Raw genomic sequence first — 21277 nt, forward strand, 5'->3', positions numbered from 1 at the left:
CAGCAAGACCGGCGGCGGATGATTCCGCTGCAATCCGGGTGCTGGCGTGAGAGCCCGCTGTGAAGCGAAGGTTCCGCCCCGGACGAACGGTTATTGCCCCGCCCGCTTCCCCTTTCACGCACGGGTCGCATGATCGACCCCGCATGCGCCTGTCCGGCGCTTGCGCAACGCGAACTCCCTTTGCACGTCGGCTTTTGGCCGATGGCATTCTCGAAAGCATACCTATGTCATTTTTTGCTGAACTCGGCCTTGCCGAACCAATCCTCCGCGCCCTCGAAGCCAAGGGCTACAACGATCCTACGCCGATCCAGCGTCAGGCGATTCCTGCGCTGCTCGAAGGCCGTGACCTGCTCGGCATCGCGCAGACCGGCACCGGCAAGACTGCTGCGTTCGCGCTGCCTTCTTTGCATCGCCTTGCCGCCAACCCGATCGATCGCAAGCCAGCCTCGTGCCGCATGCTGATCCTTTCGCCGACGCGCGAACTGGCTGCGCAGATCGCCGACAACATCGAGGGCTATGCCAAGTACCTCAACATCTCGGTTGCATGCGTGTTCGGCGGCGTCCCCGTCGGCAAGCAGGCACGCCGTCTTGTGTCCGGCGTCGACATTCTCGTCGCCACGCCCGGCCGCCTGCTTGATCTGATCGACCAGCGCGCGCTGACGCTCAGCCGCACGGAAATCTTCGTGCTCGACGAAGCCGACCAGATGATGGACCTCGGCTTTATCCATGCGCTGAAGCGCGTGGCCAACCTGCTGCCCAAGACGCGGCAGAGCCTGTTCTTCTCGGCCACGATGCCTAAGGCGATCGAGGATCTGGGCAAGCAGTTCATCGTGAACCCGGTCCGCGTCGAAGTCGCGCCGAACTCGACCACGGCCGAGCGCGTTGAACAGTACGTCACCTTCATCAATCAGGCTGAAAAGCAGGCGCTGCTGACGCTGCGCATCCGCACGCTGCTGGCGTCGAAGGAAATGGACCGCGCGCTGGTGTTTACCCGCACCAAGCACGGCGCTGACCGCGTGGTGCGTCACCTGTCCACCGCCGGGATCGATGCCCGCGCCATCCACGGCAACAAGAGCCAGGCCCAGCGCACCGCTGCACTGGAAGCCTTCCGTCAGGGTTCGTGCCCGGTGCTGGTGGCCACAGACATCGCCGCGCGCGGCATCGACGTTTCGGGCGTATCGCACGTCTTCAACTTCGAACTGCCCAACGTGCCTGAACAGTACGTCCACCGCATCGGCCGCACCGCGCGTGCTGGTGCAGATGGCATTGCGATGAGCTTCTGTGCGCCTGACGAGAAGCCTTATCTCAAGGACATCGAGAAGCTGACGCGCCTCAAGATCGACACGATGGCCCTGCCGGAAAACTTCCTGGCCGAAGCCGCGAAGCTGCCCGCCCCCAGCCGCAAGCCGGCCGAAGAAGAGCGTGATGCCCGTCATGATGCCCGCGCCCAGCGCGGCAACGGTGGCCGTGGTGGAAGCGGCCAGCCCAGAGGTGAGAACCGCGGAAACCAGAACTTTGGCGGCAAGGCCCAAGGCCGTGACGGTCGCCCTCGCGACACCTCGCCGCGTCAAGAACGTCGTGATGGTGGCGTGAATGATCGCGGACCGGTGCGCAATCCCGTGCTCGACGCAACCGTCAACGGCGGTGAGCGTGACGGCAACCAGCCGCGCACGTTCCGCCCGCGCGGCGGCGGCGCTCCGGGTGTTGGCGCGCACCGCAACAAGGTGCGCCGCGCAAGCTGATTGCCCAACACGGTAGTTCAAAAGCGCCATCCCGGCCTATGCCGGGGTGGCGCTTTGCCGTTTGGGCTACTTGGCCAGGTCTACCGGTGTGAACTCACCCAATCCGCATGATCCGCGGTTCATCGGACCCGGTCCGGCATTGTTCGCAATCACCGTGATGATATCCACGTTGCAAAGCCGTGAAAGCGACGTGGCGTAGGCGAACGCCCGCTCGGCCCCCAGCCCGTTGCAGCGGCGGGGCAGGCTGTTGCGATACCAGGTATTTGCGCCTGTGCGGAAATCGATGGTCCAGTCGTCGCGCACGATGCTTTCACGGATCGACTGGATTGGCAGGCAGGTAACAGCCTTGCCGGTGATCGTTGCCTTGGGAATATCGCTGCGATGGCCGTCGTTGCCTTTGTTTTCTCCAGCGGCACAGCCCGCCAAAGCCAGTGACAAGCTTGCAATAAGGATCGGAGTCGTGCGCTTCATGCCATGCTCTCCTTGCGTTTCCGCGCGGCAGGCTTTTGCACTGCCGTTGCGGGTTTCGCCCCCTTCTCCAGAACCTTGCCCTTGAACGCGCAAAGGTCAACCAGTCCGCAGTGCCAACATTCCGGCGTGCGGGCTTTGCAGATGTAACGTCCATGCAGGATCAGCCAGTGGTGGGCACCCACGCGGAAGGGTTGGGGGACGTGTTTTTCCAGCCCCTTCTCAACGGCGAGCGGCGTCTTTCCCTTCGCAAGGCCGGTGCGATTGCCCACGCGGAAGATGTGCGTGTCGACAGCGAACGTTTCTGCCCCGAAAGCACAATTCATCACCACGTTGGCGGTCTTGCGGCCAACACCGGGCAGTTCGGTCAGCAGATCGCGGTCTGCGGGAACCTCTCCGCCGTGCTGGCGGACAAGGATTTCGGCCATTGCCATCACGTTCTTGGCCTTGGAATTGAACAGGCCGATGGTCTTGATGTGCTGCTTTAGCCCCTCTTCGCCCAGATCCAGCATGTCCTGCGGCGTCTTTACGGTGGCGAACAGTTTGCGTGTTGCCTTGTTCACGCCAACGTCAGTCGCCTGCGCAGAGAGCGTCACCGCCACCAGCAACTGGTAGGTATTGCCGTATTCCAGCTCGGTTTCGGGCGAGGGATTGGCCTCGGCGAGACGGCGGAAGAATTCGAAAACATCCGCCTTTTTCATCTTACAGGCCCAGCACTTCGGGCATGGTATAGCGGCCCGGCTTCTGGCCCAGCAACCATTCCGCCGCGCGCACCGCGCCTTTGGCAAAGATCGCGCGGTTTTCGGCGAGGTGCGAGAACGTCAGCCGTTCGTTGTCCGCCAGGAAATGCACCGAATGGTCACCCGCCACCGATCCACCACGCAATGATGCAAAGCCGATGGTTCCGGCCTGCCGTGTGCCGGTAATCCCGTCACGCCCGCGCACGGCTTCATCGGTGAGTGTGACGCCGCGTCCCTTGGCAGCCGCCTCGCCCAGCAGCAGTGCGGTGCCCGATGGCGCGTCCACTTTCATGCGGTGGTGCGTCTCGACAATCTCGATGTCCCAATCGTCGCCCAGCCTTTGCGCCGCTTCGCGCACCAGATGGGCGAGCAGCGTAACGCCGAGCGAGGTATTGCCAGTCTGCAGCACCGGAATGCTTACGGCAGCCGCATCGATCAGCCAGTGGTGGCGCTCTTCAAGGCCGGTGGTGCCAATCACGACAGGGATGCCCGCATGGATCGCTGCGTCCAGATTGAACTCCAGCGCAGCGGGAGCGGAGAAATCGACCAGCACATCGCTTATCTTGGCCAGCGCGAGTGCGTCGCCGCCCTTATCGATGCCGCCGGCAAAGTCGTGCCCCGCAGCCGCTACTGCTGCCTGCAGCGCATTGCCCATTCGTCCAGCGCTGCCGATAATCCCGATTCTGGTCATTGCTTACCCCTTGCGTGGCGTGCTTCATGGTCGGGATGAGCAAGCCGCGCAATATCGTGATCCTCACCGGGGCGGGAATTTCCGCAGAATCCGGCATTGATACCTTCCGGAGTGAAGGCGGAATGTGGGAGCAACACCGGGTGGAGGACGTCGCCACGCCCGAAGCTTTCGAGCGCGATCCTGACCTCGTCCTGCGATTCTACGACATGCGGCGTGAGGCGATCCAGACAAAACAGCCCAACGCTGCCCACGTGGCGCTGGCCCGGCTGGACCGTGAATGGCCAAAGCGCGCAGGCGGGGATGTGCTGATCGTGACGCAGAACGTGGATGACCTGCACGAGAGAGGCGGCGCGCTCAACGTTTTGCACATGCATGGTGAACACCTCAACGCGTGGTGCACCGCCTGCGATACGCGCCACCGCTGGACCGGGCAGATGATCCATCGTCCCCCGTGCCCGGCGTGTGGATCGCCCGCCTTGCGCCCCGATGTCGTGTGGTTCGGCGAAGTGCCCTATCGCATGGAGGAAATTTACGCGGCGGTTTCCGCTGCTGACCTGTTCGTCTCGATCGGTACGTCTGGCGCGGTCTATCCGGCCGCAGGTCTTGTTCGCACAGCGCGCGATCTGGGAGCGCAGACGCTCGAACTTAATCTCGAGCGGTCAAAAGGGTCCGCATGGTTTCACGAAACCCGCCTTGGCCCGGCGTCGCAGATCGTGCCAGAATGGGTCGACGAAGTGCTTTCTTCATGAAGTGCTGCCGGGCTGAATAAGGTTGATCGCCGCCCTACCGGCCAGCCGCGAATCATGCTATCTACATCGGTGTGAACAACGCGATCCCCCACCTCGTCCCGATTTCCGTCGATCCCGCCGACATTGATTTCATGGGGCACGTCAACAACGCGTCCTACCTGAAGTGGGTGCAGGACGCGGTTATCGACCACTGGCGCGCAATTGCTCCTGCCGATGCGGTGGCGGCACACCTGTGGGTCGCGCTGAAACACGAGATCACCTACCGCCGCCCGACCTTTCTGGACGACGCGGTGATTGCCCACGTGATCCTCGAAAAAGTGCAGGGCGCGCGCGCATTCTACGAAACGATCATCAAGCGCGGCGAAGACGTGCTGGCCGAAGTCAAATCGAGCTGGTGCTGCCTTGATGCCGAAACGCTCCGCCCGGCGCGGTTGGCGCGCGATCTGGTAGAGAAGTTCCTGCCTTCGTCAGCAGACTGAACCGTCCGGCAGACGCAATACACCAATCGTTGACCTTGCGCGGATAGTTCTGCGCAAATGATTGATTCGCTTGCCGCACTCCTGACGCCCGAAAAAATCATGATGGCGCTCGTCATCATGAACGCTATCGCCTTCGCGTCATTCGGCATCGACAAGTGGAAAGCCCGCAACGCGCGCTGGCGCATCAGCGAGGGAACCTTGCTTCAGCTCGCCCTACTTGGCGGGACGCCAGGGGCCTATCTTGGCCGCCGCGTGTTTCGCCACAAGACCCGCAAGCAGCCTTTTGTGCGCAATCTGCACACCATTGCGTTCCTGCAGGTCATGGGGATCGTGGGCTGGAACGCTTGGGATCTGGCCAACCAGTTCTGGAAGTAACGGTCAGCGCAACTTGGCAATGCTCAAGCTGTCGTTCTTGGCGCGCAGCTTCACCGATTCCTCACTGCGGGTAAGCGCCTTCGCGATGGCTTTGAGGGCCATGCCTTTCTTTGCCAGCGTATGCAGCTTCTGGATTTCATCGGCAGTCCATGCCTGCTTGTGGCGTTCAAAGCGTTCGGCGGCCATCGGTCTTCTCCCTAGCCGCGCGTCGCGGTGACAATGTAGTTGAGCGCAAGGTCGTCCGACAGGTGCAAGCCTCGCGATACGCTCCACGCAATGCCCAGCGGATTGCCCATCTTCAGCCCTGCTGAATCAAGCAGGTCATGCAGCTCCACCGGCGTAATGAAATCGTCCCAGTGGTGCGTACCCTTTGGCACCATGCCAAGGCCTTCGGCCCCTTCCACCAGCAGCAGGCGTGACCGCGTGGTGCGGTTGGGGGTGGAGAGGATCATCAGCCCGCCGGGTGCCAGTGCAGCTTCCAGTGCTCCAACGAACGCCGGCTTGTCGGCCACATGCTCGATCACTTCCATCGATGTGACCAGATCATATCCGGCAAGGCCCAGCTGGCCCACGTCACCGCAGCGGTAATCGATAGAAAGACCTGACCCTTGGGCATGAACACGCGCGGCGGCGATGTTCTCCTCTGCCGCATCAACCCCGGTTACCTCCGCGCCAAGCCGGGCCAGCGGCTCGCACAGCAGCCCTGCTCCACAACCCACGTCAAGCGCCTTGCGCCCTGCCAATGGCTTTACCCCGCGCGAATCGCTGCCGAAGTGCGCGTCAATCGCATCGCGGATGAAGCCAAGCCGCACCGGGTTCAGCTTGTGCAGCATGGCTGACGAACCCTTGGGATTCCACCAGTCCGCCGCCAGCTTGCCGAAGTGGGCGGCTTCATCTGGCCGAATGGTATGCGCAGAGGTTGCATTGCTCATAACCCGTCCCTAAAGCGCCCGCGCCGCATGGTCCACTGGCCTTGCGGGAAAGATTCTTTCGTAGACCAAGCTGGGAGCAATACCTTGGCCCGCATCGTGATGAAATTCGGCGGCACCTCGATGGCCGGAACCGAGCGCATCCGCCGCGTGGCGCGCATTGTGCAGCGCCAGCAGGCAGCGGGGCACGAAGTTGCGGTGGTCGTATCGGCGATGGCCGGGGAAACCGACCGCCTCGTCAACTTCTGCCGCGAAGCCAATCCGCTTTACGATCCTGCTGAGTACGACGTGGTCGTGGCGAGTGGCGAGCAAGTAACCTCGGGCCTTTTGGCCATGCATCTGCAGGCCTTGGGCTGCAAGGCGCGCTCGTGGCTTGGCTGGCAAGTGCCGATCAAGACCGATGACGCCCACGCCAAGGCGCGCATTGAGGATATCGACGCCGATGCGCTGATGGCCAGCATGGCTTCGGGCGAGATTGCGGTGATCCCCGGTTTTCAGGGCGTTGCCCCCACCGGGCGCGTAACCACGCTGGGCCGTGGCGGGTCCGATACTTCGGCGGTGGCCGTGGCAGCGGCGGTGAAGGCTGATCGCTGCGACATCTACACCGATGTCGACGGCGTCTATACCACCGACCCGCGCATCGTCGCCAAGGCGCGCAAGCTGAAGAACGTGACTTACGAGGAAATGCTCGAACTGGCTTCGGTCGGCTCGAAAGTGTTGCAAACCCGCTCGGTCAGCCTTGCCATGAAGGAACGTGTGCGGGTGCAGGTGCTGTCCTCGTTCATCGACGACGATGCGCCTGCCGCCGATACGATTCCCGGTACTATGATCGTTTCCGACGAGGAACTTGAAGGACTTGATATGGAACGCCAGCTGATCACCGGCATCGCTGCCGACAAGAACGAAGCCAAGATCACCCTGACGCGCATCGCTGATCGTCCCGGCGCGGTCGCCGCGATCTTCGGGCCACTGGCTGCTGCCAACATCAACGTCGACATGATTATCCAGAATATCGCCAAGGATCGTGGCGAAACCGACGTGACGTTCACCGTGCCCATCTCAGACCTCGCTCGCACACAAGCGCTGCTGGAAGAGCGCAAGGACACCATCGGTTATTACCGGATGCTGGCCAACAGCAAGGTTGCAAAGATCACCGTCGTCGGCGTCGGCATGCGCAGCCATGCTGGCGTTGCCGCCACGATGTTCCGTGCGCTGGCCGATCGCGGCATCAACATTCAGGCGATCACCACCAGCGAGATCAAGGTTTCGGTGCTGATCGATGAGGACGAAACCGAGCTGGCCGTCCGCGTGCTGCATACTGCTTATGAGATGGATGGCGAGTAAGCCTCTTCCAAGCGGAAAGTGAAGGAAACCCCGGCTGAACGGCCGGGGTTTTCGCGTTCAGGGCGCCACTACTCCGGCTTCAGCGTGAACGCCGCAATCTGGCGGACAGGCAGATTGGGCCGGGCTTCGGCATACCAGACGAACCAGTGCGCTTCGAGGCGTGCAGGGTCTCCACCGTTCGCCGCAACGGCCTTGCGCATGCTGTCTTCGACCCTTGCTGGGGAATAGCCGCGCACATCGGCGGTGACGGCGAGGACCGGACAGGAATCGTTCCCGGCTATCCGGGCCGCAACCAGTGCGCGCGGCGCAAAGTCTGGCGCGTAGCGGCCTTGGATCAGCGGGAATGCAATGAAGCGATGGCGCGCCTGCGGATCGTAGTAACCAAACCGCTCTTGCAACAGCACGCGAACGCCTTCGCCGGTGGCCAACTCGATCCGCCCCGCTGAGGGCGCATCGCGCAGTACCGGAATCACAGCGCTCCGGCAGCCGGGGAGAGTGGCGAGATGCCGAGCAAGGCCGCGAAAATCGGCCCGGCTTGGCAAAGGTGTCAGGCCCTGCCAGCTCAACAGCCACGCGGCGGAAAGTGCGACGGCGGCCAACAGCCCGGCGGACACCAAGCGCGGAAAATCGCGCAGGGCGCGGTCCAGCAGCCCGACTAGCCCACACCAGCCAAGCACCAGCCCGACTTGCGGCCCGCGATAGTTGAGACTCGGCACGATCAGCGTGACGGCAACACCCGCCAGCGTCACCATCAGCGGCCCCGCCAATAGCGCAGCATCGTGCAGCAGGGTCCGTCTATCCGAAGCGTTGGTTGCACCGCGGCGCAGCGCGTATGCGATGGCCGCGCCCGCAACCAACAGTGCAGGCCCCAGCAACAGAGGTAAACCGGCAGACCGCAACCCGATCATCACATGGTTGCGCAGGAAACCCGGTTGAGGATCGAACAGCAGGCCGGACGATTCAAAATCGTGGAACAGCAGAACCTGCGCCAGATAGGCCGCCCCGGCCATCGCAACACCAGCCAGCGCGGCGAATGCGACCTTCCAGCGATCAGGCCGGATCAGCGCCAGCGCGAGGCACAGCCACGATGCTGCATAGAGCGCAAACAGGTGCATGGCGGCAGCAATCGTGGCCGACAGGAAGAACAGCAGCGGCCAGCCGCCCCATTCTTTCCGCTCAGGCGCTTGCGCAACCAGCCGCGAAGAGGCGAACGCCGCAAGCGCCAGCATCAGCGCAACCACGGCATAGGACCGCACCTCGCCCGCATGCTCGGTCCAGAAGCGGCTGGACACCAGCAGCATGACGACGAACAGGCGCGGCAGCAGCGCGGTTCCTTTGCGCGGGAGCAGGACGAGTGCAGCCAGCAATCCGAGCGAGCATAACGCAGGCAGCAAGCGCGCCGCCACTTCGCCAAAGCCGAACAGGTGCGTCCAGCCCCACAGCAGCGCATAAAACGTGGGCGGATGTGTGTCCCAAGCAGCCGTCGCCAGCATCGTACCGAACTCCGGCATCCGCGCGAGGTTCATCGAGAACAGTTCGTCCTGCCAGAAGCTGTTGATCGCAAGGCTTGCCCAAAGCCGCCACAGCGCAAGGGCGATAACGAACAGCGCAACGGCGCAAGCCACGCGAGGGATCAGGCGCTGCAGTTGCATCTTGTCCACGCGGCCCCTCGGCTTGCTCCGCTCACCGTATGAGCAAGCCCCAGCCCGAAAGCAATTGCTCGGCCTGTTCGCGCGAGATTACCGCGCCGCGAAAGACGCGGGCGTCTTCGAGTTGCAGCCCGCCCAGATCGGCCCCACGCAAGTCCGCGCCCATGAACTGCGCGCCGTCCAGATTGGCTTCACGCAAGCTGCAGCCTTCCAGCACCGCCCCGCGAAAATCACATTTGGTGAGGTCTGCCTGCGCCAGATCAAGCCGTTTCAGCACTTCCTTGCGGAAGGACAGGCCGGGCAGCCGCGCGCCGACGAGCAGTACTTCCTCAAACGCAAAGCCCATGCCCTTCGCCAGATGGAAGTCGGCCCCGGTCAGCCGGGTTGACGTGAAACGGGTCGATGCAATGTTGGCGCGCCGAAACGCTGCATTGTTGAAATCACAGGCAGAAATCTGCGCCTCACCAAGGTCGGCCCCGGTGAAGTTGGCAAACGGACCCTTGCATCCGCGCCATTGGGTGCCCCCGAGCTTCGTCCCGGTGAGGTCCGCGTGGCGCAAAGCACATCGTTCGAACGTCCAGCCCGACAGATCGAGCTTGGACAGATCAACCTCACCCACGTCGCAATCGATCAGGTGGTGAACGCCGTGGCTCGCCATATCGGCAATGTCCGGGCGGCCAAGCGTCTGGCCGGTCAGCGTGCGGGCAGGAGAAACTTCGTTCATGGCCATGCCCTAGGGCAACCACACCGCCAACCAAAGCGAAACCCCGCCTCCCGGTCCGATCCGGAACCGAAAGGCGGGGTGCGACCCGGGGCCTGCCCGATGAGGGGGAGATTGAGCATTTCGGCCCGGGAGCCGTGGCGGCGTTTCGCCTGCCTGTCATCGCAATAGGCCCGCCCATGTGATTGGCAAAACGAGTTAAAGCGGACACTGTGATCGCCCAGGGCTATCAAGGCGCAAGTCATGCCTTGTTGCCGACACGAACCGGCCCTAAAGCGCGGCGAAATTTCCGGACGGGAACCAAGACTTATGACTTCCAGCCCCAAGACTTCTGCAATGATGCGTCGCGGCGCGGAGTTCCTCGGAACCGAACATGCCATACTGTGCGGGGCGATGAGCTGGGTTTCCGAGCGCAATCTGGTGTCGGCCATCAGCAACGCGGGCGGCTTTGGCGTGATAGCCTGTGGGGCGATGACGCCTGATCTGCTGGATACCGAAATCGCGGCGACCAAAGCGCTGACCGACAAGCCGTTTGGCGTGAACCTCATCACCATGCACCCGATGATGTTCGATCTGATCGCGGTCTGTGCCAAGCACAAGGTCGGCCACGTGGTGCTGGCGGGCGGCATTCCGCCCAAGGGCAGCGTCGAGGCGATCAAGGCATTCGGCGCCAAGGTGTTGGTCTTCGCGCCTACGCTCGCACTGGCCAAGAAGCTGCTGCGCTCCGGCGCGGACGCCTTGGTCATCGAAGGTTCGGAAGCAGGCGGCCACATCGGGCCGGTTTCCACCTCTGTCCTCGCGCAGGAATTCCTGCCGTCGCTGGCAGAAGACCACGTCGTGTTTGTCGCAGGTGGCATCGGCCGGGGCGAGATGATCGCCAGCTATCTGGAAATGGGTGCCAGCGGCGTTCAACTCGGCACGCGCTTTGCCTGCGCCACCGAATCCATCGCGCATCCGGCATTCAAGGCCGCATTTTTCCGAGGTAATGCGCGCGATGCGATTGCATCGGTGCAAGTCGATCCGCGCCTCCCAGTGATCCCGGTGCGTGCGCTGAAGAACAAGGGCACCGAGGAATTCACCGCCAAGCAGGTGGAAGTGGCCAAGCGGCTGGACGAAGGCCTGATCGACATGGGCGAGGCCCAGCTTGAGATCGAGCACTTCTGGGCAGGCGCACTGCGCCGCGCGGTGATTGATGGTGATGTTGAGCGCGGTTCGGTCATGGCCGGGCAATCGGTCGGGATGGTCAACAAGGAAGAGCCGGTGGCCGAAATCATCGCGCAACTCATGGCTGAAAGCGAGATAGCGCTCTCGCGGCGCTGATCGCGATGGCGCGTTAATCGAGATGGCAAAGGGCCGGGCAGCTTCAAGCGCATCCTTCGGGGTCGTCTTTGCAATCGTGCTGATCGACATGCTCGGCTTCGGCATCGTATCGCCCGTGCTGCCGGGGCTGATCATGGATCTGACCCGTGTCGATATCGGCACGGCGGCAGGCTACGCCGGGTGGCTGGGCGCGGGCTATGCTGTCATGCAGTTCGTGTTTGCCCCGGTAATCGGCAACCTGTCGGACCGGTTCGGGCGCAGGCCCGTGCTGCTGGCGGCGGTATTGATGCTGGGCCTGAACTACCTGCTGCAGGCGCTGGCACCCAATTTCGGTTGGCTCATCATCGGGCGGCTGCTCGCAGGTGTTACCGGGGCGAGCTTTTCAGCCGCCTATGCCTATATCGCTGACGTTACCCCGCCGGAAAAGCGTGCCGCCGCCTTTGGCACAATGGGGCTGGCGTTCGGCATCGGCTTTGTCGTCGGCCCGGCGCTGGGCGGATTGCTCGGATCGGTCGATGCGCGCCTGCCGTTCTATACAGCAGCGGCGCTGGCCCTTGCGAACGCGGCGTTCGGGTATTTCTTCCTTCAGGAATCGCTTATCCCTGCAAACCGTCGCCCTTTCCTGTGGCGGCGGGCCAATGCCTTTGCAGCGTTGCAAGCGTTGAAGGGACAAAGCCCGACAGTGCTGTGGTTCGTGGCCGCGCTGGGCATGTGGCAGCTGGCACACATCGTCTACCCCGCAGTCTGGCCCTATTTCGCCATTGCCGCTTATGGCTTCACCACTGCACAAGTGGGGCTGGCTTTGGCAATGGTCGGGCTTGGCAGCGCTTTGGTGCAGGGTTTGGGGTTGCGCCTGCTTCTGCCGGTGCTGGGTGAACGGCGCGCGGTAATGCTGGGCGTTGGCGGAGTCTGCGCATCGGCAGTGCTTTATATGCTCGCAGTCGAAACGTGGCAGGTCTACGTGGCGATTGCGGTGGGATCGTTGCAGGGCTTCGTGCAATCGCCGATCCTTGCGTTCAACAGCCGCGCGGTGGACGCGCGCAGCCAGGGCGAATTGCAGGGCGCAGTCCAATCCATCGGGAGCATCGCCGCGATCATCGGCCCGCCGGTCTATGCACAGGCGCTGGAGCGGTTCAGCGGCCCGGACGCGGCGGTCCAGCTGCCGGCGATGCCGCTGCTGATTGCGGCGGGCGTTACCGTGGTGGTGCTGCTGCTGTTCCTGAAAGGCGCGTCCTTGCTGGACCGCAAGGCTTGAGGCCTCAGCTTTCCAGTTCGACATCCCAGTAAAGCCAATCGCGCCACGTTTCGTGCAGGTAATTCGGCGGAAATGCGCGTCCGCGTTCCTGCAACTGCCATGTCGTGGGCCGGATCGCGCGGTTCATCAGGCGCATCCTTGCCTGCTCCGGTGTGCGCCCACCCTTGCGCAAATTGCATGGCGCACAAGCCGCAGCCACGTTTTCCCATGACGTGCGTCCGCCCAACCGGCGCGGCACGATATGGTCAAACGTCAGGTTCTCGTGCGTGCCGCAATACTGACAACTGAAGCTGTCACGCAGGAACAGATTGAAGCGGGTAAAGGCCGGATATTCGCTGGGCCGCACATACTGGCGCAACGCGATCACCGAAGGCAGTTTCATGCCAAAGCCGGGGCTGTGAACCTCGCGGTCATAGGTTTCGATGATGTCCACCCGCTCAAGGAACACAGCCTTGATCGCTGTCTGCCACGGCCAAAGGCTGAGCGGATAGTAGCTGAGCGGGGTGTAATCGGCGTTCAGAACCAGCGCAGGGCAATTGGCAAGGTGCCTGTCGTTCTGCAAAACGTCGTTTATAGCGGCTTGATCGCCGCTGTGGGGCTTGGCCGAAGCCGCCCGTTCGATCAGCGCCTTATGAAGCACGCCCTGAACCGATCCCTGAACGCGGGGGCGGGATCGCCACCGCAGGGGCAGTCATGGCTTAGCCTCGTGACCGCTGTGTTACGCATAGGTTCAACAGACACTTGTGCCGGTCCTCCGTCAAGAGGGAGCAGGCTGCACTTTCCACAGCCTGCCCCCTTTGCCGTGCTGCTTATCCGGCCAGAGCCTTGACCAGATCGGTCAGGTAATCGCGCGCCCTATAGAGCGACTGGACTTCTATGCGCTCGTTCAATCCATGTACGCCGTTGCCATCGGGATCACCCCATGCCCCCGGCACGCCATAGGTGGGGATACCCTTCAGATAGACCGCATCGGTCGCGCCTGTCAGCATGGTGGGCAGCACCAACACGCCGGGATAATGCTTTGCCGCCAGCTGTTCCATCGGGCCAACGATGGCCGGGTCCATCGGCGGAACCACAGCAATCGGCTTGCCCAGCACTTTGGGCACGAGCTTCAGCGCGGGGTTGTCGACAACCTTTTCCAGCGTGGCCAGCGTTTCCTCGGTCGTCCGGCCGGGGAACATGCGGCAGTTCACATTGGCGGTGGCGCGCTGCGGCAGGGCGTTTTGGGCATGGCCTGCGTTGACCAGCGTGGCGACGCAACTGGTGTGCAGCATCGAATTGAGCTGCTTGTCCTGCCGCAGCACGGCCAGTGCCGCGCCGTCTGCCGGATTGGCAACGATGGCCAGCATGGCCTTGCCTACCTCACCGCCGCGCGCCGCGCCCGCGCGGGTAAAGAACGCGCGCGTGGTGTCGCTGAACTCCACGGGGAATTCGAACGCGCGGATTTTCAGCAGCGCTTCGGAAAGCTCGTAAATCGCATTCTCACGCACGGGCTGAGAGCTATGGCCGCCGGGGTTTGTCGCTGTCAGCGTGAAGTCCTGATAGGCCTTTTCGCCCACCTGCAGCGTCTGCACTTCCAGCTTGCCACCCTTCGAAACTGGCGTGCCATTGGTGCGTCCACCGCCGCCTTCGTTCAGCGCAAAAGCCGCGTCGATCAGATCCTTGCGGTTGTTCGCCAGCCATTCTGCGCCGTTGAACGCGCCCGATGTTTCCTCACCGCAAGTCAGCGCCAGCTTGATCGTGCGTTTGGGCTTGTAGCCTTGGCTGGCAAAGCGGACGAAGATGTCGGTCCAGATCGCGGCCTGGGCCTTGTCGTCCACCGTGCCGCGCCCGTAGAAATAGCCGTCTTCCTCGATCAGCTTGAACGGATCGCGGGTCCAATCCTCGCGCTTGGCCTCTACCACATCGATGTGCGCGATCAGCAGCATCGGCTTCAGCGCCTTCGAGGTGCCGGGGATCATCGCCACGACACCGCCATCCTTGGGATGTTCAGGCACCGAGAACGGCACGATCTGGCTGTCGGGCAGGCCCGCCGCCTTAAGGCGCGTTGCCATCTTCGCCGCCGCTTCGGTGCAGCTGCCGTTGTTGACCGTAGTGTTGGTCTCGATCAGTTCACGGTACAGGTCGCGGAACGCGGCAAGGTCGGGGCTGAGCGGCTGGTCCGCCGCCAGCGCAGGCGTAGCGGCAAGGGTGGCTGAAAGGGCAAGGCCCGCACAAAGCGCAGCCTTTAGCGTTGATCGCATGGATTTTCCCTCATTGGCAGATGCGGCGCGATGCCGCTGCTGACACGCAGTTCAGCAGATGTTGCAAGGCTTTGAAAGCGGCGACTTCTTCAAAACGCGTAAGCGCGGACCAGGTCGGTCAGCAGATCGCGCGCGGTATAGACCGCCTTGGTCGAGATATGCTCGTTCAGGCCATGCGCGCCCGATCCATCGGGGTCGCTGAACAGACCGGGCGGGCCGTAGGAGGGAATCCCCACTGCCGCGACGAACACGCCATCGGTGGCACCCGGTGACATGACCGGCACCAGCGGCACGCCCGGATAATACTTCGCCACCAGCTTTTCCGCCGGGCCGACAATTTTGGGATCAAGCGGTGGCGGCACCGCATCCGGGCCACGGAAGCTGGTGCGGGTCACCTTCATCGCGGGGTTGCCAATCACCTGCTCCAGCGTCTTGCGCACTTCCTCGGCCGCAATGCCGGGGAAGATGCGGCAGTTCACGTTGGCCCCGGCGCGCTGCGGCAGGGCGTTGGAAGCGTGCCCGCCATCCAGCAGTGTGGCAACGCAGGTGGTGCGCAGCATCGAATGGAAGCTGCGATCGGTGTTGAGCAGCGCTTCGGCCTGCTTGTCCTGCGGATTGGCGACGATGGCAACCATCGCCTTGCCCATGTCATCGCTGCGCACCGCACCGGATTTGCCGAAATAGGCGCGCGTCGTATCCGTCATCATCAGCGGAAATTCATAGGCCGCGATCTTGTCCAGCGCCCGCGCCAGATCGTATATCGCGTTGTCCTTCACCGGGATGGAACTGTGTCCGCCGCGATTGGTCGCCTCGATGCGGAAATCCACCGGGGTCTTCTCACCCACGTGGATGTTCTGGACCACAACCTTGCCGCCATCTTCCAGCGCCTTGTCGGTGCGCCCGCCACCGCCTTCGTTCAGGGCAAATTCCGCATCGATCAGCTCGCGCCGGTTCTTGGAAAGCCACTCCGCGCCGTTGAACGCACCTGCGGTTTCCTCGCCGCAGGTCAGTGCCAGCTTGATCGTGCGCTTGGGCTTTTCGCCCGCCTTGCGAAAGCGGATCAGCATGTCGGTCCAGATCGCGTCCATCGCCTTCATATCGGCGGTGCCGCGACCATAGAAGTAGCCGCCCTCCTCGATCAGGGTGTAGGGATCGCGGGTCCAATCCTCACGCCGGGCAACAACCACGTCGAGATGCCCCAGCAGCAGGATCGGCTTGGCGGTTTTCGATGTGCCGGGAAGGATGGCCACAATCCCACCCTCCTTGGGAAATTCCGGCACGGCAAACCGATGCAGTTCTCCTTCGGTAAAGCCCGCTGCGCGAAGGTGCTTCTCGATCTTGTCGGCCAGCAGGGTGCAACTGCCGGTGGTGATCGACGTGTCGGTTTCCACCATCTCCTTGTAAAGCGCGCGGTATGCGGCCTGATCGGGCCGCAGCGGCACTTCTGCGGCAAGCGCAGAGGTGGACAGGAGCGTTGCAGCAAAGGTGGCCGCGATGGTGCGTGCGCGTGTGACGTTCATCAAAAGATGGCCCCGGAAATATTGGCCGCAAAGGGCCGTTGTACGCACAATTCACCACGTTTTGCCGGGGGTTCAAAGCGCCTTGTTCGCTCCTGCAAATCCAGCCTTCTCCACGATGGAGCATATTGCGCCCGCCCCTGTGTAAAACAGGCCGGATTCGCTTGGGTTTTTGCCCTTTCGTGCCTATGTGCAAGGCATGGCCAGTACGAATGAAAACATCCCCAACGCCAACGAATATGGCGCCGATTCCATCAAGGTTCTGAAGGGGCTTGATGCAGTGCGAAAGCGCCCCGGCATGTACATCGGTGATACCGACGATGGATCGGGCTTGCACCACATGGTGTTCGAAGTTTCGGACAACGCGATTGACGAAGCGTTGGCCGGGCATTGCGATCTCGTTCTGATCGAACTGAACGCCGATGGCTCTGTCTCGGTGGAAGACAACGGTCGCGGTATCCCAACCGGCATCCACGCCGAAGAGGGCGTTTCTGCCGCCGAAGTGATCATGACCCAGCTCCACGCGGGCGGGAAGTTCGAGAACACGTCTGACGACAACGCCTACAAGGTTTCAGGAGGCCTCCACGGCGTCGGCGTCTCTGTGGTCAACGCCCTGTCCGAATGGCTGGAATTGACGATCTGGCGCGATGGGCAGGAACACTGGATGAAGTTCGCTCACGGCGATGCCGTGTCGCCGCTGATCGTGCGCGGCCCCGCGCCTGATAACGGCAAGGGCGGCGTCAAGAAGGGCACGCGCGTAACCTTCGTTGCCAGCACCGACACGTTCAAGAACGTGCTCGAGTTTGATTTCGACAAGCTTGAGCACCGCTACCGCGAACTGGCCTTCCTCAACTCCGGCGTGCGTATCCTGTTGCGTGACAAGCGCCATGAAGAGGTCAAGGAGCATGACCTCTATTACGAAGGCGGGATTGCCGCTTTCGTGAAGTACCTTGATCGCAACAAAGCGGCGTTGATGCCTGAACCGGTGGCGATTTCGGCCGAACGCGATGGCGTGGGCATCGAAGTCGCGCTCGAATGGAACGACAGCTACTACGAAAACGTGCTGTGTTTCACCAACAACATCCCGCAGCGCGATGGCGGCACGCACCTTGCTGCGTTCCGCGCCGCGCTCACCCGCACGCTGAACGGTTATGCCGAACGCTCGGGCATGTTGAAGAAGGAAAAGGTGTCGCTGACCGGCGATGACATGCGCGAAGGCCTGACCGCCATCGTCTCGGTCAAACTGCCTGATCCCAAGTTCTCCTCGCAGACCAAGGACAAGCTGGTCTCCTCCGAAGTACGCCAGCCGCTCGAAAGCCTGATGGCTGACAAGATGTCGGAATGGCTCGAGGAAAACCCCGGCCACGCCAAATCAATCATCCAGAAGGTGATCGATGCCGCCGCCGCACGCGAAGCCGCCAAGCGCGCGCGTGAACTCACCCGCCGCAAGGGCGCAATGGACATCGCCTCGCTCCCCGGCAAGCTCGCCGATTGTCAGGAACGCGATCCTGCCAAGTGCGAACTGTTCCTGGTCGAGGGTGACTCGGCAGGCGGCAGTGCCAAGCAGGGCCGTGACCGCAAGACGCAGGCGATCCTGCCGCTCAAGGGCAAGATCCTCAATGTCGAGCGCGCGCGGTTTGACCGGATCATTTCGTCCAAGGAAGTGGGCACGCTGATTCAGGCAATGGGCACCGGCTTGCGCGATGAATTCAACATCGAAAAGCTGCGCTATCACAAGATCGTGATTATGACCGACGCCGACGTTGACGGCGCGCCTATCCGCACGCTGTTGCTCACATTCTTCCATCGCCAGATGCCTGAAATCATCAAGGCCGGGCACCTCTTCATCGCCCAGCCCCCGCTCTACAAGGTCGCCAAGGGCCGCAGCGAAGTCTATCTCAAGGACAACGCCGCGCTTGACCGCTATCTGGTTGAAGCGGGGCTTGCTGGCCGCGTGCTGGAAACCACCGGTGGCGCGCGCAGCGGGCCTGATCTTGAAGCGCTAGTCGAACATGCGCTGCGCCTGCGCAGCCTGATGGGCTTTGTAACGCGCCGCTATAACCCCACGATCATCGAAGCGCTGGCCCTGTCCGGCTCGCTCGAACAGGCGATGCCCGCCGCCACGCGCGATGCAGCGCTGGCTCGCGCGGCGGACTGGCTGGGCCGGGGCGATCTCGAAGCACGCTGGAGCGTGGAAGTATCAGAAGAAGGCGGTTATCACGTGAAACGCGTGTGGCGCGGGGTAACAGATCACCACATGATCGAAGCAGGCTTCCTGATGAGCGCCGAGGCGCGCAAGATGGCCAAGCTCGCTGCCGAAAACGCCGACGTCTATGCCGGGATGGCCCGCTTGGTCCGCGCCAGCACCGCAGCGCCCGAGCCTGAACCTGCGGTTGTTGCCGAGGGTGAGGAAGAAGCCCCCGCAGCGCCTGCCGCCAAGGTCAAGGACGCCATCACCCGCCCGTCCGAACTGCTCGAAGCGGTGTTCGCAGGCGGCCGCAAGGGTCTTTCGATTCAACGCTACAAGGGCCTTGGTGAAATGAACGCGGACCAGTTGTGGGAAACCACGCTGAACCCCGACATCCGCTCATTGCTGCAGGTGAAGGTTGAAGACGCTGACGTAACCGACGAAATCTTCACCCGCCTGATGGGCGACATCGTCGAACCGCGCCGCGAATTCATTCAGGAAAACGCACTCAACGTGGCAAACTTGGACGTTTGATTTAAGGCGGCACCGGGCCGGTGCCGCAAAAAGGCAATTCGATGGCGTTTACAGACGAAATCCCGTGGGATCAGCCCGCCACCATGATCGACCTTGAAGGCCGCGCGCCGATCATCGGCACGGTGCGCGACTGCGCGATGCACTACAACCTCTACAAGCCTCACGCGCGCGACAACGCGCGCATGTTGCTCACCAAGCCGATCCACCGCGAAGGCCGGGCCACACGCACGTGGCTGCTTGATCCATCGGAAATCGCTGAACTGGCAGAGCGGGTAGCGCGCGAAACTAACTAAGCGCGCCAGCTCTCAGAACGAACGCCAGATCTTCACCGGCACCGTATTCGCCGGGCCGCTGCCCGTGGGGCAGCGCATGGGCTTGAACGTGCGCGAATAGCACACGTGAACTTCACGCAGCCAGCCGTTGCGGCCAACCAGCAAGCGGAACATCTCCGGCTTCAAGCGCGGATTGGCCAGAGCCATCGCTTGGCGAACCTTGCCCGCATCCAGCCCTTCTGTGCGCGAAAGGCGCGCCATGTCGGGGAACTGCAAGGTCTGGAACAGCGTGCGGCCCTTGTCGAAATAAGCGGCAGGATCAGCGCTCATGCAAGTGCCGTGCTTGACCCATTCGTGCATCATCAGATCGGCAGACGGCGTGGTGCAGAAGTTGCGGCGCAAGGTCTGCGCATCGGGCAAGCGGCGCGAGGGGCAGTACTGCGGATACTTGCCGTTCCGCCCATCGGGCCAAAGGCCATGCAGCACGAAGCCAAAGCGCCCCTGCTTGCCCGAACATTGCGTGGCATGGCGCGCATCAGCCTTGCGCGTCCGGCAGAACTCGGGCGACCAGCTGGCCGCTAGGGTATAGCCCGTAATCGGCGTGACACGCGGGGGCGCGTCCGGTTCGGGCAGCGCGGGCACGCTGATCTGCGGCGGCACTTCACATTGCCAGCCCTGCGCAATCGCAGGTGTGGCAAGGGTCAGGGCGAGGAAAGCGAGCGTGCGGCGCACCGGAATCAACCCGCCTTGCCCTGCTTCAGCCACGCGCTTGATGCAGGCAGCCACATCAGCACGCCCGCTACCAGCATCAGCAGGATCGCGAGCGCAGAAACGATGGCAAAGGGCATGCCGATCATGATGGCCACCACCGGAATGCCGCCAATGCCAATCACATCAAGCGCGATGATTGCCGAGATGAACCAGCGCCCTATAGGCTGGCGTCCGCGCGAAACGACAAGCGCGAGGCCAATAGCGACAAGTGCATTGGCGAACGGCCCGATCATCACCTGCAATGTGCTGATCTCTAACGCTATCGCCATCGCACCCATGTGCGCGCCGACATTGGCGATGCGCATAAGCTGGCTAAGGATAACACCGCCTTCAAACAGGCGGATGGTCATGGGGCGGTTGTCTGCCATGAAAGGGTTCTCTCAGCCCAACGGTGTGAAGTCTAGGCCGATGTCGGCGGCGGGTGCGCTCTGGGTCAGGCGGCCAACCGAAACGTAATCGACGCCCGATGCGGCAATGGCGCCGATAGTGTCCAGCCGAACGCCGCCGGAAGCTTCACAGGGCACGCGCCCCGCAACCAAGACCACGGCCTCTCGCAGCAGGTCCGGCCCCATGTTGTCGAGCAGCAGACGGGTGGCACCTGCGGCCAGCGCAGGTTCGATCTGGTCGATGTGATCCACTTCGCAGATCACGTCCTTCACGCCTGCCGAAAGCGCACGGCGCACGGCTTCGCCCACGCCGCCTGCAACAAGAACGTGGTTGTCCTTGATCATCGCCGCGTCCCAAAGACCCATGCGGTGATTGGTGCCACCGCCAGTGCGCACCGCGTACTTTTCGAGGTGGCGCAGGCCGGGGATGGTCTTGCGGGTGTCGAGCAAGCGGGCGTTGGTCACTCCCATCGCATCGACGTACTGCCGCGTCAGCGTTGCGACGCCCGACAGGTGCTGCACGGTGTTGAGCGCGCTGCGTTCTGCTGTGAGCATTGCCCGTGCATTGCCTTCCAGCCGCATAAGATCGGAACCGGGGGAAACACGCGCGCCCTCTTCCACCAGAATTTCGATGGTCATGGCAGGATCGAGCGCGCGGAAAAATGCAGCCGCGATGGGCAGCCCGCAAACGGCAATCGCATCACGGCTGTCCATCACGCCAGTAAAGCGGGCGTCTGCCGGGATCACGCTTTCGCAGGTAACGTCATGCCCTCCACCGGGGAGGCCTTCGCCCAAATCCTCGGCAAGCGTGGCGGCGACGAAGGCTTCGAGATCGAAGCCGGGGATGGAGAAGCTGGTCATGTGCAGCCCAATACCACCCCCGCCGTTCGTGTCGAGAAAAGTG

General features: G+C 62.7%; 22 protein-coding genes. 9 read left to right on the forward strand and 13 right to left on the reverse strand.

Going from position 1 to position 21277, the window contains the following annotated elements; genetic code table 11:
- Positions 1 to 224: 224 nt before the first annotated feature.
- On the forward strand, positions 225 to 1742 hold the full coding sequence (locus Q8R81_RS08455; RefSeq protein WP_305616989.1) for a DEAD/DEAH box helicase: 1518 nt from the start codon (positions 225 to 227) through the stop codon (positions 1740 to 1742).
- A 66-nt stretch (positions 1743 to 1808) separates the two neighbouring features.
- Here the strand turns inward: Q8R81_RS08455 and Q8R81_RS08460 are convergent, their stop codons facing one another.
- From Q8R81_RS08460 to dapB, 3 genes are read right to left on the reverse strand one after another with little or no spacing between them, the layout of a single operon-like run.
- Positions 1809 to 2213: a hypothetical protein gene (locus tag Q8R81_RS08460; RefSeq protein ID WP_305616990.1), complete on the reverse strand. Its 405-nt coding sequence runs from the start codon at positions 2211 to 2213 to the stop codon at positions 1809 to 1811.
- Complete coding sequence (gene nth / locus Q8R81_RS08465; protein ID WP_305616991.1) at positions 2210 to 2911, reverse strand: endonuclease III; 702 nt, start codon at positions 2909 to 2911, stop codon at positions 2210 to 2212. The genes Q8R81_RS08460 and nth overlap by 4 nt, the downstream gene beginning before the upstream one ends.
- A 1-nt stretch (position 2912) precedes the next feature.
- Entirely contained in the window at positions 2913 to 3641 is a 729-nt protein-coding gene (dapB, locus tag Q8R81_RS08470) for a 4-hydroxy-tetrahydrodipicolinate reductase (protein ID WP_305616992.1), read from the reverse strand.
- 35 nt (positions 3642 to 3676) lie between these two features.
- Between dapB and Q8R81_RS08475 the strand changes: the two genes are divergently transcribed.
- The 3 genes from Q8R81_RS08475 to Q8R81_RS08485 all read left to right on the forward strand — a co-directional run bounded on the left by Q8R81_RS08475 (position 3677) and on the right by Q8R81_RS08485 (position 5244).
- Positions 3677 to 4390: an NAD-dependent deacylase gene (locus Q8R81_RS08475; RefSeq protein WP_305616993.1), complete on the forward strand. Its 714-nt coding sequence runs from the start codon at positions 3677 to 3679 to the stop codon at positions 4388 to 4390.
- Between the two features lie 71 nt (positions 4391 to 4461).
- Complete coding sequence (locus tag Q8R81_RS08480; RefSeq protein WP_305616994.1) at positions 4462 to 4869, forward strand: thioesterase family protein; 408 nt, start codon at positions 4462 to 4464, stop codon at positions 4867 to 4869.
- A gap of 57 nt (positions 4870 to 4926) precedes the next feature.
- Positions 4927 to 5244: a DUF1294 domain-containing protein gene (locus tag Q8R81_RS08485; RefSeq protein ID WP_305616995.1), complete on the forward strand. Its 318-nt coding sequence runs from the start codon at positions 4927 to 4929 to the stop codon at positions 5242 to 5244.
- Between the two features lie 3 nt (positions 5245 to 5247).
- Here the strand turns inward: Q8R81_RS08485 and Q8R81_RS08490 are convergent, their stop codons facing one another.
- Positions 5248 to 5430 carry a hypothetical protein gene (locus Q8R81_RS08490; RefSeq protein WP_292624279.1) on the reverse strand — a complete coding sequence of 61 codons (183 nt, stop codon included), beginning with the start codon at positions 5428 to 5430 and terminating at the stop codon, positions 5248 to 5250.
- A gap of 11 nt (positions 5431 to 5441) precedes the next feature.
- Positions 5442 to 6176 carry a bifunctional 2-polyprenyl-6-hydroxyphenol methylase/3-demethylubiquinol 3-O-methyltransferase UbiG gene (gene ubiG / locus Q8R81_RS08495; RefSeq protein WP_305616996.1) on the reverse strand — a complete coding sequence of 245 codons (735 nt, stop codon included), beginning with the start codon at positions 6174 to 6176 and terminating at the stop codon, positions 5442 to 5444.
- Positions 6177 to 6275: 99 nt separating this feature from the next.
- Between ubiG and Q8R81_RS08500 the strand changes: the two genes are divergently transcribed.
- A complete protein-coding gene (locus Q8R81_RS08500) occupies positions 6276 to 7517 on the forward strand; it encodes an aspartate kinase (RefSeq protein WP_305617034.1) in 1242 nt (413 codons plus the stop codon).
- 68 nt (positions 7518 to 7585) lie between these two features.
- On the opposite strand, the gene Q8R81_RS08505 is transcribed toward Q8R81_RS08500, so the two are convergent.
- Both Q8R81_RS08505 and Q8R81_RS08510 read right to left on the reverse strand, forming a co-directional pair.
- The gene (locus Q8R81_RS08505) at positions 7586 to 9178 is read right to left on the reverse strand and encodes a hypothetical protein (RefSeq protein WP_305616997.1); all 1593 of its coding nucleotides are present in this window, start codon (positions 9176 to 9178) and stop codon (positions 7586 to 7588) included.
- 22 nt (positions 9179 to 9200) lie between these two features.
- Positions 9201 to 9890, reverse strand: a complete 690-nt coding sequence (locus Q8R81_RS08510; RefSeq protein ID WP_305616998.1) for a pentapeptide repeat-containing protein — start codon at positions 9888 to 9890, stop codon at positions 9201 to 9203.
- 306 nt (positions 9891 to 10196) lie between these two features.
- Between Q8R81_RS08510 and Q8R81_RS08515 the strand changes: the two genes are divergently transcribed.
- Both Q8R81_RS08515 and Q8R81_RS08520 read left to right on the forward strand, forming a co-directional pair.
- Positions 10197 to 11207, forward strand: coding sequence for a nitronate monooxygenase family protein (locus tag Q8R81_RS08515; RefSeq protein ID WP_305616999.1), 1011 nt, complete (start codon positions 10197 to 10199; stop codon positions 11205 to 11207).
- 22 nt (positions 11208 to 11229) lie between these two features.
- Positions 11230 to 12462, forward strand: a complete 1233-nt coding sequence (locus Q8R81_RS08520) for an MFS transporter (protein ID WP_305617000.1) — start codon at positions 11230 to 11232, stop codon at positions 12460 to 12462.
- A gap of 4 nt (positions 12463 to 12466) precedes the next feature.
- Here the strand turns inward: Q8R81_RS08520 and Q8R81_RS08525 are convergent, their stop codons facing one another.
- The 3 genes from Q8R81_RS08525 to Q8R81_RS08535 form a co-directional block, all read right to left on the reverse strand.
- The gene (locus Q8R81_RS08525; protein WP_371135340.1) at positions 12467 to 13102 is read right to left on the reverse strand and encodes an HNH endonuclease; all 636 of its coding nucleotides are present in this window, start codon (positions 13100 to 13102) and stop codon (positions 12467 to 12469) included.
- Between the two features lie 169 nt (positions 13103 to 13271).
- Positions 13272 to 14705, reverse strand: a complete 1434-nt coding sequence (locus Q8R81_RS08530) for a M20/M25/M40 family metallo-hydrolase (RefSeq protein ID WP_305617001.1) — start codon at positions 14703 to 14705, stop codon at positions 13272 to 13274.
- Between the two features lie 89 nt (positions 14706 to 14794).
- Positions 14795 to 16225, reverse strand: a complete 1431-nt coding sequence (locus tag Q8R81_RS08535; RefSeq protein WP_305617002.1) for a M20/M25/M40 family metallo-hydrolase — start codon at positions 16223 to 16225, stop codon at positions 14795 to 14797.
- Between the two features lie 196 nt (positions 16226 to 16421).
- Between Q8R81_RS08535 and gyrB the strand changes: the two genes are divergently transcribed.
- Together gyrB and Q8R81_RS08545 are read left to right on the forward strand one after the other, a co-directional pair.
- Positions 16422 to 18944, forward strand: coding sequence for a DNA topoisomerase (ATP-hydrolyzing) subunit B (gene gyrB / locus Q8R81_RS08540; protein WP_305617003.1), 2523 nt, complete (start codon positions 16422 to 16424; stop codon positions 18942 to 18944).
- 41 nt (positions 18945 to 18985) lie between these two features.
- Positions 18986 to 19237, forward strand: coding sequence for a hypothetical protein (locus Q8R81_RS08545; RefSeq protein WP_305617004.1), 252 nt, complete (start codon positions 18986 to 18988; stop codon positions 19235 to 19237).
- Positions 19238 to 19249: 12 nt separating this feature from the next.
- On the opposite strand, the gene Q8R81_RS08550 is transcribed toward Q8R81_RS08545, so the two are convergent.
- The 3 genes from Q8R81_RS08550 to nadC are packed head-to-tail and all read right to left on the reverse strand — an operon-like array spanning position 19250 to position 21234.
- Positions 19250 to 20002: a ribonuclease T2 gene (locus Q8R81_RS08550; RefSeq protein WP_305617005.1), complete on the reverse strand. Its 753-nt coding sequence runs from the start codon at positions 20000 to 20002 to the stop codon at positions 19250 to 19252.
- Positions 19954 to 20355, reverse strand: a complete 402-nt coding sequence (locus Q8R81_RS08555; RefSeq protein WP_305617006.1) for a hypothetical protein — start codon at positions 20353 to 20355, stop codon at positions 19954 to 19956. The genes Q8R81_RS08550 and Q8R81_RS08555 overlap by 49 nt, the downstream gene beginning before the upstream one ends.
- A gap of 12 nt (positions 20356 to 20367) precedes the next feature.
- Positions 20368 to 21234, reverse strand: a complete 867-nt coding sequence (nadC, locus tag Q8R81_RS08560) for a carboxylating nicotinate-nucleotide diphosphorylase (RefSeq protein ID WP_305617007.1) — start codon at positions 21232 to 21234, stop codon at positions 20368 to 20370.
- Between the last annotated feature and the right edge of the window lie 43 nt (positions 21235 to 21277).

Source organism: Novosphingobium sp., assembly GCF_030696665.1.
In the GTDB taxonomy this organism is placed as follows: Bacteria; Pseudomonadota; Alphaproteobacteria; order Sphingomonadales; family Sphingomonadaceae; genus Novosphingobium.

Bases quoted from the DNA above. Each gene is read 5' to 3' on its own strand.
- Q8R81_RS08455 (WP_305616989.1), top strand. From the start codon at position 225: ATGTCATTTTTTGCTGAACTCGGCCTTGCCGAACCAATCCTCCGCGCC.
- Q8R81_RS08460 (WP_305616990.1), bottom strand. From the start codon at position 2,213: ATGAAGCGCACGACTCCGATCCTTATTGCAAGCTTGTCACTGGCTTTG.
- nth (WP_305616991.1), bottom strand. From the start codon at position 2,911: ATGAAAAAGGCGGATGTTTTCGAATTCTTCCGCCGTCTCGCCGAGGCC.
- dapB (WP_305616992.1), bottom strand. From the start codon at position 3,641: ATGACCAGAATCGGGATTATCGGCAGCGCTGGACGAATGGGCAATGCG.
- Q8R81_RS08475 (WP_305616993.1), top strand. From the start codon at position 3,677: ATGAGCAAGCCGCGCAATATCGTGATCCTCACCGGGGCGGGAATTTCC.
- Q8R81_RS08485 (WP_305616995.1), top strand. From the start codon at position 4,927: ATGATTGATTCGCTTGCCGCACTCCTGACGCCCGAAAAAATCATGATG.
- Q8R81_RS08490 (WP_292624279.1), bottom strand. From the start codon at position 5,430: ATGGCCGCCGAACGCTTTGAACGCCACAAGCAGGCATGGACTGCCGAT.
- ubiG (WP_305616996.1), bottom strand. From the start codon at position 6,176: ATGAGCAATGCAACCTCTGCGCATACCATTCGGCCAGATGAAGCCGCC.
- Q8R81_RS08500 (WP_305617034.1), top strand. From the start codon at position 6,276: ATGAAATTCGGCGGCACCTCGATGGCCGGAACCGAGCGCATCCGCCGC.
- Q8R81_RS08510 (WP_305616998.1), bottom strand. From the start codon at position 9,890: ATGAACGAAGTTTCTCCTGCCCGCACGCTGACCGGCCAGACGCTTGGC.
- Q8R81_RS08515 (WP_305616999.1), top strand. From the start codon at position 10,197: ATGACTTCCAGCCCCAAGACTTCTGCAATGATGCGTCGCGGCGCGGAG.
- Q8R81_RS08520 (WP_305617000.1), top strand. From the start codon at position 11,230: ATGGCAAAGGGCCGGGCAGCTTCAAGCGCATCCTTCGGGGTCGTCTTT.
- Q8R81_RS08530 (WP_305617001.1), bottom strand. From the start codon at position 14,705: ATGCGATCAACGCTAAAGGCTGCGCTTTGTGCGGGCCTTGCCCTTTCA.
- Q8R81_RS08535 (WP_305617002.1), bottom strand. From the start codon at position 16,225: ATGAACGTCACACGCGCACGCACCATCGCGGCCACCTTTGCTGCAACG.
- gyrB (WP_305617003.1), top strand. From the start codon at position 16,422: ATGGCCAGTACGAATGAAAACATCCCCAACGCCAACGAATATGGCGCC.
- Q8R81_RS08545 (WP_305617004.1), top strand. From the start codon at position 18,986: ATGGCGTTTACAGACGAAATCCCGTGGGATCAGCCCGCCACCATGATC.
- Q8R81_RS08555 (WP_305617006.1), bottom strand. From the start codon at position 20,355: ATGGCAGACAACCGCCCCATGACCATCCGCCTGTTTGAAGGCGGTGTT.
- nadC (WP_305617007.1), bottom strand. From the start codon at position 21,234: ATGACCAGCTTCTCCATCCCCGGCTTCGATCTCGAAGCCTTCGTCGCC.